Genomic DNA, 14615 nt, shown 5'->3' on the forward strand with positions numbered 1-14615 from the left:
GTCACCATGAATCACGGAAAAATCTTCTGCGTGGGACTGGGTCCCGGCGATCCCGACATGATGAGCGTGAAGGCCGACCGCCTGCTGAGGAACGCCCGCCATGTGGCCTACTTCCGCAAACGCGGTCACCCGGGCAAGGCGCGGCAACTGGTCAACGGCCTGCTGCATGCCGAGGTCACGGAGTACCCGATGGAGTACCCGCTGACCACGGAGATCCCGCACGACGACCCGCGCTATATCGCCCAGCTGTCCAGCTTCTATCAGGACTGGCAGTCCCGGCTGACACAGCTGACGCGCAGCGAGGATGTGATCGTGCTTTGCGAAGGCGATCCATTCTTCTACGGCTCCTTCATGCACCTCTATGTGCGTCTGCGCCAGGCGGCGCAGGTGACGGTCGAGGTGCTGCCCGGCATACCCGGCATGGTGGGCTGCTGGCATGCCACCGGCATTCCCATGACCTGGGGTGACGATGTGATGAGCGTGCTGCCCGCGACCCTGCCCGATACACCGCTGCGCGAGCATATGGCGCGCTCGGACGCGCTGGTCATCATGAAGGTGGGACGGCATCTGGGCCGCATCCGTGCGCTGCTGAGCGAGCAAGGCAAGCTGGACCGCGCCTGGCTGGTCATCAACGGCACCATGAGCGATCAGCAGGTCATGCCGCTGAGCGACGCACCCGAGCGCTGCCCCTATTTCGCCATCATCGTCGTGCACGGCCAGGGCCGCCGCCCGGCAAACGACATGTGAATGCGCTGTCATGAGCACGACCACAATGCCTCCACAACTCCTGGTGCTGGGCCTGGGCCCGGGCGATGATGCTCTGCTGACGCAGCAGGTGCGCGCCAGCATCGCCAGCGCAAGCGATGCATTCGGCTACTTTCCCTATGTGGAGCGGCTGCAGGGTCTGGAACATCTGCAGCTGCATGCCAGCGACAACCGTGAAGAGTTGGAGCGTGCGCGCAATGCCCTGAATCTTGCAGCCCAGGGCCGCAAGGTGCTGATGCTCTCGTCGGGCGACCCGGGCGTATTCGCCATGGCCAGTGCCGTGTTCGAGACGCTGGAGCAGGCCAGCCCCGAGGAGCATGCCCGCTGGCAGGACGTGGACGTGCAGGTGCAGCCGGGCATCACCGCCATGCTGGCCGCAGCAGCGCGTCTGGGCGCCCCCTTGGGACATGACTTCTGCACCATCAACCTGTCCGACAACCTCAAGCCCGCCAGCATCATCGAGCGCCGCATCCGTCTGGCCGCCCAGGCCGATTTCGCCATGGCGTTCTACAACCCCTGCTCCCGATCACGCCCGCAAGGCTTTTCCCGGGCACTGCAGGTACTGCAGCAGGAATGCGAGCCCGAGCGCCTGATCTGCTTTGCCCGCAACGTCAGCCGCCCCGATGAGACGCTGCTGGTTGTGCGGCTGCTGGACGCGCAAGCCCACATGGCCGATATGCGCACGGTGGTGATTGTGGGCAACAGCCAGACCAGGCAGGTGGGCAAGCATGTCTATACCCCGCGCAGCTATGAGGCCGGCAGCAGCGCTACCTCTGCCGTGACAGACCATGCCTGAACGCACGCAAGGCCTTGCCGGGCTCAAGTGCTCAGCAGCGCTGCCGGCGCAACCACTCCATGGCCTGCTGCGGGCTTTGGCACTGGGTACGCGGCGCCAGCACCGGCCTGTCGACCATGATGACCGGAATGCCCAGCTGCCGCGCGGCCTCGATCTTGGCATAGGTATCTGCGCCACCGGCGTTCTTGCTGACGATGCAGTCGATGCGGTACTGCCCGAGCAGCGCCAGTTCGTCGGTGAGCCGAAACGGACCGCGCGCAACGATCAGCTCATAGCTGGATGCCGGCAACGGCAAGGCGCCGCCCTCCTGGTCGATGACGCGCAGCACAAACTGGTGCTGATCGTCCAGGCCTGCAAACGCCGCCAGCTGCTTGCGTCCTATGGCCAGAAACACTCGCTTCAAAGACCGACTCAAGACCTGTGCGGCAGCCGCCATATCCGGCACATGCTGCCATTGGTCGCCAGGCTGCGCCTGCCAGGCTGGCCGCTCCATGGACAGCAAGGGCAGATCCAGTTGGGCGCAGGCCGCGATGGCATTGGCACTCATCTGTGCGGCGAATGGGTGGGTGGCGTCGATGACATGGGTGATGTGATGCGCACTCAGGTAATCGACCAGCCCCTGCACGCCGCCAAAACCGCCCACACGCACGGGCAAGGCCGGAGTACGACGCGTCTGGGTGGCCCCGGCATAGGAATAGATGGCTTGCACCCCGGCCTCATGCAGCAGCGTGGACAAGATATAGGCATCGAAAGTGCCGCCTAACAGGAGAACTTGGGTCATGGCCAATCCGTGGCTTTCAATTATCGGAATTCATCCGTCAGGGCTGGAAGGCCTAAGCCCTGCAGCGCGACAAGCCCTGGATGATGCCAGTGTTGTGTTCGGCAGTCCGCGTCATCTGGCGCTGGCGCAAGCAGGAGCGCGTGGCAGAGCCTGGCCGATCCCCTTCAGCGTCGAGCCCGTGCTGCAGCTGCGTGGACAGCAAGGCGTGGCCGTGCTGGTGTCCGGCGATCCGTTTCACTTCGGTGCCGGGGCATCGCTGGCCAGGCACCTGGAGTTGGGCGAGTGGCGCAATTACCCTCAACCCTCGACATTTTCCTGGGTTGCAGGCGAGCTGGGCTGGTCCCAGGAGCGCACCCACTGCCTGGGCCTGCATGCCCGCAGCCTGAGCAGCCTGACGCCTCTGCTGGCGCCTCAGGAGCGCTTTATCTGCCTGTTGCGCGATGGCCCGGCCGCTCACACTCTGGCTCAATGGCTGCTGCAGCAGGGCTGGGGCGACAGCCCTCTGTGGCTGGTGGAGCAGGCAGGCAGCGATCAGCAGGACATACGCAGCGGCACGGTGCGCGAGCTGGCCGCCCTGCTGGCAACCCAGCCGGCCAAGGCCCCTGTGACTGCGGCTTTCGAAGCGCGCGGCGATAAAGGTCTGTCCCGGGTACCAGGCAGACCCATCGGTGAGTTTGCACACGACGGGCAGATCACCAAAAGCCCGGTGCGCGCCATGACGCTGGCTGCGCTGGCTCCGCGCCAGGGCGAGTGGCTCTGGGATCTGGGTGCGGGTTCGGGCTCGGTCGCCGTCGAGTGGTGTCTGGCTGGCGGACAGGCCATCTGCGTGGAGCAGCATGCCGCGCGTACGGCCAATATTGCGCAGAATGCGCAGCGCTATGCGGCAGCGCTCGAAGTGGTTCATGACCATGCCCTGGCAGCCCTGCCCCGTCTGCAGCCAGAGCCGCAGGCCGTCTTTGTCGGCGGCGGCTTCAGCGCGGAGCTGTTCAATGCCCTGTGCATGCGTCTTTCCGGGCCTTGGCGCCTCGTGGTGAATGCCGTGGCGCTGCACACCCAGGCACTGCTGCTGGAGCTGCACCGTACGCATGGCGGCCAGCTGTATCAGTTGCAATGGAGCGAAGCTCAGAGCCTGGGCAGCATGCATTCCTGGTCCCCAGCCCGCCCCCTGGTGCAGTGGGTCTGGAGCAGCCAATGAGATATCTGTTCGCAGGCTGGGGCTTTCAAGCCGGTGCTCTGCCTCAATCATTCGAAAGCTGCTGGACCCAGGCCTGCCAGAGCCTCGAGAGCGCGGATTCAGCGCCCTGCCGCTGGACCTTTGCCCTGCTGGCCACCAGGAGCCAGACCTCAGCAGCGCGCGCCTTGCAGGATTGGGCCAGCCAGATTCCTGGCCATATCGACTGGAAGACCTGTGCCGAAAGCGCGATTGCGCATATAGCCACGCCGTCGCATTCGGCAAGATTGCAGCAGCGCTTTGCCACGGGCAGCGTTGCAGAAGCCCTGGCCCTGCATGCCGGCGCCGCCCTGGCCCATAGCCGGCTGCTGGTGCTGCGCACCGTTTCGGCAGACCGACGTGCGACGCTGGCGATTGCCGGCTTGCCTCTGCCCACACCATTTATCCCTGGAGTTTTGCCTTGACCGTTCATTTCATCGGAGCCGGCCCCGGTGCGGCCGACCTCATCACCGTTCGCGGGCGTGATCTGCTGGCCGCCTCACCTGTGTGCCTGTACGCAGGCTCGCTGGTACCCAGCGAGCTGCTGGCGCACTGCCCTGCCGGAGCCCGTCTCGTCAACACCGCCCCCATGTCGCTGGAAGACATCGTGGCCGAAATCCAGACTGCACACGAACAAGGGCTGGATGTCGCCCGCCTGCATTCCGGCGACCTGAGCATCTGGTCTGCCATGGGTGAGCAGTTGCGCGCCCTGCGCGAGCTGAACATCCCCTACACCGTCACTCCCGGCGTCCCCGCCTTCAGTGCCGCAGCCGCTGCGCTGGAGGCCGAGCTGACACTGCCCGGCTCCTGCCAATCGGTGGTGCTGACACGTACCTCGGGCCGGGCGTCGAGCATGCCCGACGGCGAAACCCTGGCCGCCTTCGCGGCGACCGGCGCCGTGCTGGCGATTCATCTGTCGGTCCATGTGGCCGAGCAGGTGCAGCAGGAACTCACCAGCCATTACGGCCCGGATTGCCCTGCAGCCATTGTCTGGCGCGCCTCATGGCCGGACGAGCAACTGCTGCGCACCCGCGTGGGAGATATCGCCAGCGCCGCTCAATCCAATCCGCTGCAGCGCAGCGCACTGATTCTGGTCGGGGCCACCCTGAATCAGCAGGATTTCGGCAACAGCCGACTCTATGCCAATGACTACGATCGCCGCTACCGGCCGCGCGGCGACGAACCGCGCTTCCCTCGCGGAACCGAGGGCGCCTGATGCTGGAGCTGTTCCTGATCGGCATCGGCACCGGCAACCCCGATCACCTCACCCGAGAAGCAGAGAAAGCGATTCGCTGCGCCGACCTGGTTCTTTTGCCACACAAGGAGGACAACAAGGCAGAGCTGGCCCAGGTCCGCCTGTCGCTGCTGCAAAGCCTGGCCGTGGAAGAGAGCCGAATTGCTCACTTCGACATGCCGCAACGCCGTCAGCAGGGATCGGACTACGACCAGCAGGTGGACGAATGGCATGAGGCCATTGCCCGGCGCTGGCAAGCCAGTCTTCAGGACCGCCTGCCTGCCCGTTCGGGACGCGTGGCCCTGCTTGTCTGGGGCGACCCGGCCCTCTACGACAGCACGTTGCGCATTGCCTCGCGTCTGGGCCTGGCCCGCGAACAGGTATGCGTCGTGCCTGGCATCACTTCCATGCAGGTGCTGTGCAGTGCCCACGGCATTGCCCTCAATGAGATCGGCGAACCCTTTCTGATCACCACCGGTCGCCAGCTGCGCGAAAACGGCTGGCCATCCGGGGTGAACACCCTGATCGTGATGCTGGATGGTCAACGCAGCTATGAACAGTTGAAAGACACCGATGTCGACATCTACTGGGGCGCCTATCTGGGCATGCCCCAGCAATTGCTCATGCATGGCCGGCTTTGCGACATCGCGCCAGACATCACCAGCAGGCGCGCCCAGGCCCGCGCGCAAAATGGCTGGATCATGGACATCTACCTGCTGCGCAGGGTCGCGGCCCCCTGACCCAAGGTCGCCCAGGCGCATCCGTCGCCTGGCGGACACACCGGATCACCGTGCGGTGTGCGTCACTTCATCAAGGACTCGATGGCCTAGGGTGTTCAGCTTGCTTGCCGATGCCAGCCTATGCGGACGCAGGTACTGATGCATGAGGCAGCTCGAGCCGATGCCAGAGCCTGAGCATCTCCTGCAGCAGCGCTGGCGCATGGTCTGTGCGATACACCGCGCCCAACGGCGGCAAACCGCCCTCCATACGCACATCCAGCGCACGCACACGCCCCTGGGAACGCAGTCCCGGCAGAATGCTGCGGGGCACCAGTGATACGGCCCCAGGCTGGGTGAGCAGGCCCTCGAGCACGGGCAGGGACACCGTGGAGGCCGGAAACCAGGAGGCATCCTCCAGCACGGGCAGCACCTCGGTCTCCACGATATTGCGCACCGCGATGCCAAAGCTCGGCAGCACCCAGCGTGCGCCCCTCAAGGCAGGCAGCGGCACATCGCGCCGCCCGACCAGCGGATGATCAGCATCCGCAATCACCACGGCGGCATCCAGCAGCAGCGGCTCGAAGGAAAACTCCACCGGCAAAAGCTGGGGCTGGCGACAGAACACCACATCGAGACCGGAGGCCATGAGCTGCGACAGCAAAGGGGCGCTGGCATCCTCATGCACATCCACATAGACCTGCGGGTGTGCCTCGTAAAAGCGTGGCAGCAGCTGTGAGAGCACCGAAAGCGCAGCTGCCGGAATGGCCCCGAGGCGTAACGCTGCCGAAGCCCCGCGACGGATGGAGGCCAGCGATTCGGACACTTCCTGCAATCCCACCAGCATGCCGCGTGCCGCATCGATCAAGGCCTGGCCTGCCACTGTGGGCCGCATGCCGCGTGCATGGCGCTCGAACAGCTTGATATCCAGCACCCGCTCCAGCTCGGCCAGGGCTTGGGTAGCCGCTGACTGGCTCATGCTCAGCTCCACTGCCGCCTGCATGACCGAGCCGCATTGCTGCAAAGCCAGCAAAAGCTGCAACTGACGCAGCCGCACCTGCTTGACCATACGGGAAAAGAGCAAGCGGCCCTCGGGGCTTGCAGCCCCTGCTCCGGCCTGTATCTGAGAAAAAGACGAGTCAGCAGCCATGATTTCAACGGATGTCGATCGCTTCCACAAAGTTCGTTGCAGCATCTCGCCAACGCCGGCACCGAACACAGCCCGTGTTCGAGAGCGAGCCGCTCGCATCGAGCACCGAAGTGAGCATGATTCGGATGGTTTGCACGCATCCGACTATGCATTCACTCCCGCTTGAACGGTCGGAGGAAACGCCGCGACACCGCATTGTCATGCAATTGCCCCGTCTGCGGATGACAGAGCGCCGTACCAGCCGCCCGCGAACCACCCGAGAGCGGTCAATGCATGGGCCTACCTAGTCGCTGGCTCGCCTTTGAAATCGCATAGTTCACAAGGCAGTAAAGCGCCGCCACAACCAGGTACACAGGCACCAGCGAGTGGTAGTTCGCTATCAGCACCTTGGCGTTCTGCATGAGCTCACCATAGGTAACGACATAGCCGAAGGTGGTGTCCTTGACCACAATGACCAGTTGCGCAACCAGTGCCGGAACGATGTAGCGAAGGGCCTGAGGAAAAACGACGAAGAAAAAGACCTGGACTTCGGTCAAACCCAGGCTTCGCGCGGCGTCGGTCTGGCCGCGCGGAACGGCTAGCACGCCCGCGCGGTATACCTCGGCAACCACGGCTGCGGTACTCAGGCCTATGGGCAAGGTCAGCATCCAATAGGTGCTCAGCTTGATCCCGACCGATGGCAGCACCAGAAAGCAAACATAGATGAGCAGCAGCGTCGGCGTGCCGCGCAGGAACTCGATGACAGCAATGCTGGGCCAACGCATCAGCCTCAGCCGCGACAGCCGCCCCAGCAGCAGCACCAGCCCGAGGGCCAGAGCAATGACGGCGGCCATCGCCGACGATGCCAGCGTGCCGAGCAGACCTTTGGCAAGAAAGCTCCAGGTCGTCGGCCAGGCAAAGAATTCCCAATACGGGGCATCGAGCTGCCCTGCCGAATGGAAGCGGAACACGATGGCCACCGCCAGCAAAAGCAGCACGGCTGCGGCGATCACGCTCACCGCGTTGGCGACGGCCCGGGCCTGGGGGCCCGGCGCAGCAAACAGAATGTCCTCCAGAGAGCGGCTCATCGCAGTATCCGCACTTTCTTTTCCAGAGCTGCGCCGGCCCAGGCGATGAGCAGGCCTGTCACCACATACATGGTGGCAGCCACTGCGAACGCGGCAATGCCGAGCGCCGAGTCGTTGGCGATCTTGGATACGAGCGCAGTGAGCTCCCGGCCTGGAAACGGCAACTGCGACGCCAGAGATGTCGACAGCATCAATGCAATCAGCAACGAAGTCATCGGCTGCACCACCGAACGCAGCGCCTGCGGCAAGACCACGGCAGAAACAATCTGCAGCGGCCGCATGCCCAGGCTGAGTGCTGCCTCAATCTGGCTGCCGGGAATGGTGTTGATACCCGAGCGCAGGTAATCCGCCGTGAATGCGGAGCAGACCAGCGTCAGCGTCAGTATCACGCTGGGCTCATAGTCGATCACGATGTTGAGATCGGGTAGCGCGAAAACGGTGAAGATCAGCAGCGCTACGCTGGGAATATTGCGGAAGATCTCGACGTAGACGGTCAGAGCCAAGCGCAACGGCGGCAATGGCATAAGCCTAAGCACCGCGACGACCGTACCCAGCATGACCCCGGGCACAAAGGACACCACCGTGAGCTTCCATGTCAGCAAGAGGGCCTGCCAGAAGGCAGGCCCATAATCGGCCAGGAGCCTGGAAACCTCACCCATTGTTCAAGGCAGAGCAGGCGGCGTCGGAACAGTCGTGCTACCGGTACGCTGCCCTATGGAGATAGTCCAAAGTTTGGCCCAGGTACCATCAGCCTCCAGCTTCTTCAGGAAGGCATTGATGAATGCTACGCCGTCCGAGCCCTTGGGCAGTCCAACTCCATAGGGGTCCTGCGCGCCGAATGGCGCACCCGCCAGCCGCGCGTTGCTGGTGCCAAGGCTCAGGGCGTTGAGCAGCAGCGTGTAATCAGTCACGTAGGCATCCACGCGCCCCTGACGCAGTGCATCGAGGGCTTCCTGATGTGTCTGAAACTCTTGCACGACAGCCTTGGGAGCATATTGGGCCAATATCGCAGGCCCCGTGGAGCCCGCTTGCGTGGCCACCTTCTTGCCGCCCAGGTCGTTGTAAGACTGAACCGTCTTGTTGTTCGACTTGACCAGCACGCCGGACTGCGATGTGTAGTAAGGGCCGGCAAACGAGATCTTCTCGGCGCGAGCAGGAGTGATGGAGTAGGTGGCGAAGACCATGTCCACCTGATTATTGATAAGCACCTGCTCGCGCGTGGACGAGGTCACCTGCGTGAACTGGTACTTGGCGGCGTCGCCCAGAATGTAGCGAGTGATGAGCTGGGCCAGACCCAGGTCAAAGCCGCGGATCTTGCCGTCTTTCTCATTGAGCAGCGAGAAAAGATTCGAGGTTTGCGTGCTGCCGAGGCGCAGCGTGCCAGCCTGTTTGATCTTGCTGGCCCATGTGCTCGATGCGATGGTCGCCGCATCGGCCACAGGCCCTTGCACAACCAGTGCGTCATAGGCCGCTGCATTGATGGGAGTGCCCTGTGCGAAAAGCGACCCACCGGTCACGATCGTCAGTGCCACCACGGTGGATTTCAGAATGGATTTGATCGACATGCGGTCTTCTTGGATGGTCTGCGACGCGAATCAATATAAAGCAGCATTTGTAATGCGCGAGCCGCTCGTCCGAGCGTAGCCACCATTGTGCACACAATACAGCCCTTGTGCCCCAACAGGCCACGACGCCGCCAACAGTCCCAGGCCTTGCCTAGCACTCATTCGAGAGTCTGACCCGGCCGGCGTCCAGCTATGAATCCTGGCAAGCAGTCTGAACTCAAGCTCGATGCAATTTCTGGCGTCCATGCCGGCCAAGCAGCACCTGCCGCGGGCAAGGCAATATTGCAGCCGCTCGATCACACCGCCAAGGCAACCTGCTGATAGAACCTCGACGGCAGCTTTCAAGTCATCAACTTGAGAAGTCGAAACCACCGCTGTCGCCGAGCGTGAGCAAATACACACAACCCCTAAACAGATCCAGCGATATTGAGCGGCATCTCTGTCCCAGGCACTGTCCATGGCAAACATGATCAATGATCGCGAGAAATACAAGGGTTTTTACTAGAAGCCATCCAGCCCCACAGAGAGAGGCGCACCCGAGGTATCGACAAAGCTTATAGCTAACCGCAAATAACATGTACTGCCCAGGCTCCGGAATTTCTATATTTCATTCCCATGACGGCAGAAGTTCGTGAACAGCACTGATGGTGCAGGCACGCATCGGCCGATATCTTTCAGGAGCCCTCCATGCCCATCTCTTCACGCACTCGCGGCTGCACAAATGGCCTCAATCGCAGCGTCGGCCTGCTCTCGCTGGCGATTGCCAGCTCCTTGTGGACCCTGGCTGCGCCGCAGGCGCTGGCTGCTGACGCCTATCCAAGCAAGCCTGTCAAGCTCATCGTGCCTTTTGCCGCCGGCGGCTCCACCGACATCGTGGCCCGCGTGATTGCCGAAGGCATGCGCACCACGCTGGGGCAACCGGTGATCGTGGACAACAAGGGCGGCGCAGGAGGACTGATCGGCAGCGAGGCCATCGCCCAGGCCGCTCCGGACGGCTACAGCATTGGCATGGCTACCGTGAGCACAGCCACCATCAACCCCCTGCTCTACAAACGCGCCAGCAAGATTGAAGGCAAGCTGCTGCCGGTTGCCAATCTGGTGACCATGCCTTCGGTCTATATGGCCCACCCCAAGATGGGCGTGAACAACTTCAAGGACTTTCTCGCCAAGGTCAAGGCCCAGCCCGGCACCTACAGTGCCGGAGTGCCAGGCCTGGGAACGCTGGGACATCTGATGGTTGCCTCGTTCAACGAAACCATGAAGACCCAGATCCAGATCGTGCCCTATCGCGGCAACGGCCCTGCACTCAATGACGCCTTGGCCGGCATGGTTCAGATCATGACCGACCAGTTGCCCTCGGCAATGCCACAGATCAAGGGCGGCAAGCTGCTGCCTGTGGTGGTGGCCTCACATGGCCGCTCACCCGACCTGCCCAATGTGCCGACCTTCAAGGAACTGGGCTACGACGAACTCAACGAACTGGGCATCAGCTGGTTCGGTCTGGTCGTCCCCAGCAACACACCGGCCCCCATCGTGAAGCAGTTGCAGGATGCGGCTGTCAAGGCAGTACACCTGCCCGAGGTGCAAAAGCACCTGAAGAATCTGGGCGCGACGGCGACCGAGGCAGCGCCCTCCCAGTTCCCGGCCCAGATCGCCGCCGAACTCAAGCGCAACAAGGCCCTGCTCGACAAGGCCGGCGTCAAGCCCGAATAAGAGCCCGCCCTGCAGCCGGCACTCGCTGCAGCCGGCCGGTTGCTTCTTCATGCCCTATCTTCTTCACCACAGCTCAAGGACCCTTTTGCCATGCAAGCGATGAGCGCCCTGCAGGATTTTTTTCAACGCGAGACACCACGCATGACGGCATTGGCCGACCAGATCTGGTCTCTGGCCGAGCTGCGCTATGCCGAGAACGCTTCGGCCCAGCTTCACATCGATGCGCTGCAGCAGGCTGGTTTCCGCATCACGCGCGATGTGGCAGACATCCCCACCGCCTTCATGGCCGAATGGGGCGATGCAGGCCCGGTCATTGCCTTGCTCGGTGAATACGACGCCCTGTCAGGCCTGAACCAGCAAAGCGGTGCTCTGGTTTGCACCCCGTCCACCGACAGCCCTGGTCTGGCCGGCCACGGCTGCGGCCACCATCTACTGGGAACTTCTGCGCACTTTGCCGCTATTGCGCTGCAGCAGCACCTGAAAAGCACCGGCACGAGCGGACGCGTGCGCTATTACGGCTGTCCAGCCGAGGAAGGCGGCTCCGGCAAGACCTTCATGGCCCGCGCCGGCGTGTTCGATGATGTGGATGCAGCACTGACCTGGCACCCAGCCAGCTACACCGGTCTGTTCAGCCAGAGCACGCTGGCCAATATTCAGGCAAAGTTTGTCTTCCATGGCAAGGCATCGCATGCCGCGCACTCGCCCCACCTGGGCCGCAGCGCCTTGGATGCAGTGGAGCTCATGAACGTGGGGGTGAACTATTTGCGCGAGCACATGCCCTCGGACGCCCGCGTGCACTACGCCGTCACCGATAGCGGTGGTCTGTCGCCCAATGTCGTGCAGGCGCGCGCCGAAGTGCTGTATCTGGTGCGGGCAGCACGCAACCACGAAGCCGCCGAACTCTATGAGCGCGTTCAGAACGTGGCGCGTGGCGCCGCACTGATGACGGACTGCAAGCTCGAAATCATCTTCGACAAGGCCTGTTCCAATCTGCTGCAAAACAGCACGCTGAACAGCGTGATGCATGCGCAGATGCAGGCACTGGGACAGTTGCAAGCCAATGCACAGGCGCATGCTGTTGCCGGCCAGTTCCAGGCCACGCTGGACAAAAACGATGTCGATGCCGTCAGCCGCCCTTTGGCCAGCGTGCTGCGCGGCAAGGTGCCGGCCATTTTTGAAGGTCTGACGCCCTACGACCCGAACGCCAAAGACATCATGTTCGGCTCCACCGACGTGGCCGATGTGAGCTGGATCACGCCCACGGTTCAGGCCTGGGTGGCCTGCTATGCTTTTGGCACACCGCTGCACTCCTGGCAGATGGTGTCGCAGGGGCAGTCCGGCCTGGCTCACACCGGCATGGTGCACGCCGCAAAAATTCTGACCGCCACCGCTGTGGAACTGTTCGCCCAGCCCGAGTTGCTGGAACGCGCCAAGGAAGAACTAGTGCAACGCCGTGAGGGCAAGCCCTATGTCTGCCCTATTCCAGAAGAGGTAGCCCTGCCCTTTTTGCGAAAGTAAGTTGGCAACGCCTCCCTCCTCTGAAAGGAATTTCGGCAACCTCAAAGCAAAAGCCCCTGAAAACGCCCGCCAGGATTGAGGATTCGCCATGCTTGCTCTGCCTCAAAGCGGCTGCGGTCAAAGCTTGATGCAGCACAAGCCCCCGGCCAGGCCGAGCGGCCATAGTGAGACATGCCGCAAGACTGCGGAAACTCAACAGGGAGGCACCATGAAGCTGATGATCGATCTCTTTTCAACCGACTACGGACTGATGAGCCTGGCCGTGATTTTGCTGATCATCGTCATGGCCGCTTTCTTTACCCGCCTCTTTCTTGGCAAGATGAAGAACGTTGCCAGCACCCCATTGGAGTAAATCCAAACTTCATAGCACGCTGCGCATGTACTGCCTTGGGTTGCTGGCGATATGGTGCGGTTCGAGTGCAAAAAAGGCCGGAGCTTTCACTCCGGCCTTTTTCTTGACCGCATCGCCCAGCGTGCTCAGTAATGCGGCGGCAACTCGTCGCGCAGATTGCGCACCATCGCGCCCCCGCCTTCTGGCGCTTGGCGCTTGAGTTCCCTCACCTCGTTGATCAACAGATCGATCTGCTGCTGCTGGCGGTAGATCGTCATATTGAGTTGCTCAAGCAAATCCTCGGTGTAGCTGGCCTTGATCTCCAGCTCCATGATTCGCTCTTGCAAGGCTTCGTGACTGTCGCTCATGACTTCAGCGCCTTGGCAAGACGAGCAATGCCTGCGCGAATCTTGTCCTCGTCAGCCGTGGCAAACGAGAGGCGGAAGGTCGCCGTATCGGGGTTCTGTGCATAGAACGGAGCGCCCGGTACAAAGGCCACGCCCTCTTCAATAGCCTTCTTGGCCAGCACGGCCGCATCCGCCAATTGGCCACGCGCGCCCGTCAGACGCACCCACATGAACAGGCCGCCGGCAGGCTGCACGAACTCGACGGCATCGCCCAGTTGCTCGCGCAGCGCATCGCCCATGGTCTCGGCACGCTTGGCATAGACCTCGCGCACATGGGCCAGGGTCTTGGGCATGGCGCCGGACTTCAGATACTGGGCTGCAGTGGCCTGGGCAAAGGTGCTGGTATGGGCATCGCTGAACTGCTTGCACATCACGGCGCGAGCAAGCAATTCGGGATGTGCAATCAGCCAGCCGATACGCAGACCGGGGCTGAGCACCTTGGACAACGAACCGCAGTGAGCCAGCCACTCTCGGCTGCCAGGAACTTCGCGCGTCAGCGACAGCAGGCTGGCAGGAGGCGCTTCATTGAAGTACAGATCGCCGTAGGGGTCGTCTTCCACCACCAGAGTCTGGTACTTGACGGCCAGCTCCAGCACCTTTTTGCGGCGTTCCAGGCTCAGCATGGCACCACTGGGATTGCCGAAGGTCGGGATCAGATAGACCAGCTTGGGCTTGTGCTCGGCAATCAGCTTTTCCAGTTCGTCGGTCTTCACACCATGCTCGTCCACAGGGGCGGAGATCACCTCTGCGCCATAGAGGCGGAAACACTGAATCGTGGCCAGGAAAGTGGGGCCTTCGACGATGACCTTGTCACCCTCTCCCACCATGGTCTTGCCCAGCAAGTCCAGTGCCTGCTGGCTGCCGGTGGTGACGATGAGTTGATCGGGCGCCACGTCGGGCACGCCCTTGCCAGCCATAAAGGACGACAGTTGCTCGCGCAGCGGCTGGTAACCCTCTGTCGCACCGTACTGCAATGCGGCTCCCGCCTCCTGCTGCAGGGCTGCCGCGGAGGCAGCGCTGATGCCCGCTACGTCAAACATGGCACTGTCCGGAAAGCCGCCCGCAAAGCTGATGATGCCTGGCTTGCCCAGCAGCTTGAAGAGTTCGCGGATCGCAGAGGTTTCTACGTTATCGAGTCGTTTGGCAAATTGCATACGTTTTCTTGGTTAAAGCGCTACGGGAATCTCGTCGCTGCTTGAGCGGCAGATGCCCATTGTGGCGTGCGAATCGCCCCAGAGACAGGAAGTGGCTTTTATGTAGGCGCTATTCCATGCTGCAAGTAATCAAACTCCTACCAAACTACAAAAGTTGATAGCAATTGTTAATTACGCATAACTTCGTGTCTCAAACTTTGAATTGGAC

The 14615-nt window shown here is 62.3% G+C and carries 17 protein-coding genes; 10 read left to right on the plus strand and 7 right to left on the minus strand.

The genetic code is table 11. The features are described from left to right. The first annotated feature begins 6 nt into the window (after nt 1–6). Both cobI and cobJ read left to right on the plus strand, forming a co-directional pair. Nucleotides 7–747 carry a precorrin-2 C(20)-methyltransferase gene (gene cobI / locus FSY45_RS01865; protein WP_046461938.1) on the plus strand — a complete coding sequence of 247 codons (741 nt, stop codon included), beginning with the start codon at nt 7–9 and terminating at the stop codon, nt 745–747. Nucleotides 748–772: 25 nt separating this feature from the next. Then, nucleotides 773–1561 (plus strand): precorrin-3B C(17)-methyltransferase, encoded by a 789-nt coding sequence (gene cobJ / locus FSY45_RS01870; RefSeq protein WP_046461937.1) that lies wholly within the window; start codon nt 773–775, stop codon nt 1559–1561. Between the two features lie 31 nt (nt 1562–1592). On the opposite strand, the gene FSY45_RS01875 is transcribed toward cobJ, so the two are convergent. Then, complete coding sequence (locus FSY45_RS01875) at nt 1593–2348, minus strand: cobalt-precorrin-6A reductase (RefSeq protein WP_003062991.1); 756 nt, start codon at nt 2346–2348, stop codon at nt 1593–1595. On the opposite strand from FSY45_RS01875, the gene FSY45_RS01880 reads away from it, so the two are divergent. The 4 genes from FSY45_RS01880 to cobF are packed head-to-tail and all read left to right on the plus strand — an operon-like array spanning nt 2341 to nt 5526. After that, a complete protein-coding gene (locus tag FSY45_RS01880; protein WP_003062993.1) occupies nt 2341–3537 on the plus strand; it encodes a bifunctional cobalt-precorrin-7 (C(5))-methyltransferase/cobalt-precorrin-6B (C(15))-methyltransferase in 1197 nt (398 codons plus the stop codon). The genes FSY45_RS01875 and FSY45_RS01880 overlap by 8 nt on opposite strands. After that, a complete protein-coding gene (locus FSY45_RS01885; RefSeq protein ID WP_003062995.1) occupies nt 3534–3977 on the plus strand; it encodes a cobalamin biosynthesis protein in 444 nt (147 codons plus the stop codon). The genes FSY45_RS01880 and FSY45_RS01885 overlap by 4 nt, the downstream gene beginning before the upstream one ends. Continuing rightward, nucleotides 3974–4768, plus strand: coding sequence for a precorrin-4 C(11)-methyltransferase (gene cobM, locus FSY45_RS01890; protein ID WP_046461936.1), 795 nt, complete (start codon nt 3974–3976; stop codon nt 4766–4768). Before FSY45_RS01885 ends, cobM begins: the two co-directional genes overlap by 4 nt. Next, nucleotides 4768–5526, plus strand: coding sequence for a precorrin-6A synthase (deacetylating) (cobF, locus tag FSY45_RS01895; protein ID WP_046461935.1), 759 nt, complete (start codon nt 4768–4770; stop codon nt 5524–5526). Before cobM ends, cobF begins: the two co-directional genes overlap by 1 nt. Nucleotides 5527–5644: 118 nt before the next feature. Here cobF and FSY45_RS01900 read toward each other — a convergent pair whose 3' ends face one another. From FSY45_RS01900 to FSY45_RS01915, 4 genes are all read right to left on the minus strand, one after another. Further along, nucleotides 5645–6652 (minus strand): LysR family transcriptional regulator, encoded by a 1008-nt coding sequence (locus FSY45_RS01900; protein WP_003063000.1) that lies wholly within the window; start codon nt 6650–6652, stop codon nt 5645–5647. 266 nt (nt 6653–6918) lie between these two features. Further along, nucleotides 6919–7719, minus strand: a complete 801-nt coding sequence (locus FSY45_RS01905; protein WP_003063002.1) for an amino acid ABC transporter permease — start codon at nt 7717–7719, stop codon at nt 6919–6921. Continuing rightward, a complete protein-coding gene (locus FSY45_RS01910; RefSeq protein ID WP_046461934.1) occupies nt 7716–8378 on the minus strand; it encodes an amino acid ABC transporter permease in 663 nt (220 codons plus the stop codon). Before FSY45_RS01910 ends, FSY45_RS01905 begins: the two co-directional genes overlap by 4 nt. A 3-nt stretch (nt 8379–8381) precedes the next feature. Continuing rightward, complete coding sequence (locus tag FSY45_RS01915; protein WP_003063006.1) at nt 8382–9284, minus strand: glutamate ABC transporter substrate-binding protein; 903 nt, start codon at nt 9282–9284, stop codon at nt 8382–8384. A gap of 192 nt (nt 9285–9476) precedes the next feature. On the opposite strand from FSY45_RS01915, the gene FSY45_RS28140 reads away from it, so the two are divergent. The 4 genes from FSY45_RS28140 to FSY45_RS01930 all read left to right on the plus strand — a co-directional run bounded on the left by FSY45_RS28140 (nt 9477) and on the right by FSY45_RS01930 (nt 12867). After that, nucleotides 9477–9605: a hypothetical protein gene (locus tag FSY45_RS28140; RefSeq protein WP_003063008.1), complete on the plus strand. Its 129-nt coding sequence runs from the start codon at nt 9477–9479 to the stop codon at nt 9603–9605. A gap of 366 nt (nt 9606–9971) precedes the next feature. After that, nucleotides 9972–10997, plus strand: coding sequence for a tripartite tricarboxylate transporter substrate binding protein BugE (locus FSY45_RS01920; protein WP_003063010.1), 1026 nt, complete (start codon nt 9972–9974; stop codon nt 10995–10997). A gap of 90 nt (nt 10998–11087) precedes the next feature. Beyond that, nucleotides 11088–12515, plus strand: coding sequence for a M20 family metallopeptidase (locus tag FSY45_RS01925; RefSeq protein WP_046461933.1), 1428 nt, complete (start codon nt 11088–11090; stop codon nt 12513–12515). Nucleotides 12516–12723: 208 nt separating this feature from the next. Next, nucleotides 12724–12867, plus strand: coding sequence for a DUF3149 domain-containing protein (locus tag FSY45_RS01930; protein WP_012837967.1), 144 nt, complete (start codon nt 12724–12726; stop codon nt 12865–12867). 125 nt (nt 12868–12992) lie between these two features. Here FSY45_RS01930 and FSY45_RS01935 read toward each other — a convergent pair whose 3' ends face one another. Together FSY45_RS01935 and FSY45_RS01940 are read right to left on the minus strand one after the other, a co-directional pair. Beyond that, nucleotides 12993–13214: a SlyX family protein gene (locus FSY45_RS01935; protein WP_003063015.1), complete on the minus strand. Its 222-nt coding sequence runs from the start codon at nt 13212–13214 to the stop codon at nt 12993–12995. Beyond that, the gene (locus FSY45_RS01940) at nt 13211–14407 is read right to left on the minus strand and encodes a PLP-dependent aminotransferase family protein (protein WP_003063017.1); all 1197 of its coding nucleotides are present in this window, start codon (nt 14405–14407) and stop codon (nt 13211–13213) included. Before FSY45_RS01940 ends, FSY45_RS01935 begins: the two co-directional genes overlap by 4 nt. Between the last annotated feature and the right edge of the window lie 208 nt (nt 14408–14615).

Origin of the sequence: Comamonas sp. Z1 (assembly GCF_008121555.1) — a bacterium.
Taxonomy (GTDB): Bacteria; Pseudomonadota; Gammaproteobacteria; order Burkholderiales; family Burkholderiaceae_C; genus Comamonas; species Comamonas thiooxydans.

Bases quoted from the DNA above. Each gene is read 5' to 3' on its own strand.
- cobI (WP_046461938.1), top strand. From the start codon at position 7: ATGAATCACGGAAAAATCTTCTGCGTGGGACTGGGTCCCGGCGATCCC.
- cobJ (WP_046461937.1), top strand. From the start codon at position 773: ATGCCTCCACAACTCCTGGTGCTGGGCCTGGGCCCGGGCGATGATGCT.
- FSY45_RS01880 (WP_003062993.1), top strand. From the start codon at position 2,341: ATGGCCAATCCGTGGCTTTCAATTATCGGAATTCATCCGTCAGGGCTG.
- FSY45_RS01885 (WP_003062995.1), top strand. From the start codon at position 3,534: ATGAGATATCTGTTCGCAGGCTGGGGCTTTCAAGCCGGTGCTCTGCCT.
- cobF (WP_046461935.1), top strand. From the start codon at position 4,768: ATGCTGGAGCTGTTCCTGATCGGCATCGGCACCGGCAACCCCGATCAC.
- FSY45_RS01900 (WP_003063000.1), bottom strand. From the start codon at position 6,652: ATGGCTGCTGACTCGTCTTTTTCTCAGATACAGGCCGGAGCAGGGGCT.
- FSY45_RS01905 (WP_003063002.1), bottom strand. From the start codon at position 7,719: ATGAGCCGCTCTCTGGAGGACATTCTGTTTGCTGCGCCGGGCCCCCAG.
- FSY45_RS01910 (WP_046461934.1), bottom strand. From the start codon at position 8,378: ATGGGTGAGGTTTCCAGGCTCCTGGCCGATTATGGGCCTGCCTTCTGG.
- FSY45_RS01915 (WP_003063006.1), bottom strand. From the start codon at position 9,284: ATGTCGATCAAATCCATTCTGAAATCCACCGTGGTGGCACTGACGATC.
- FSY45_RS28140 (WP_003063008.1), top strand. From the start codon at position 9,477: ATGAATCCTGGCAAGCAGTCTGAACTCAAGCTCGATGCAATTTCTGGC.
- FSY45_RS01920 (WP_003063010.1), top strand. From the start codon at position 9,972: ATGCCCATCTCTTCACGCACTCGCGGCTGCACAAATGGCCTCAATCGC.
- FSY45_RS01925 (WP_046461933.1), top strand. From the start codon at position 11,088: ATGCAAGCGATGAGCGCCCTGCAGGATTTTTTTCAACGCGAGACACCA.
- FSY45_RS01930 (WP_012837967.1), top strand. From the start codon at position 12,724: ATGAAGCTGATGATCGATCTCTTTTCAACCGACTACGGACTGATGAGC.
- FSY45_RS01935 (WP_003063015.1), bottom strand. From the start codon at position 13,214: ATGAGCGACAGTCACGAAGCCTTGCAAGAGCGAATCATGGAGCTGGAG.
- FSY45_RS01940 (WP_003063017.1), bottom strand. From the start codon at position 14,407: ATGCAATTTGCCAAACGACTCGATAACGTAGAAACCTCTGCGATCCGC.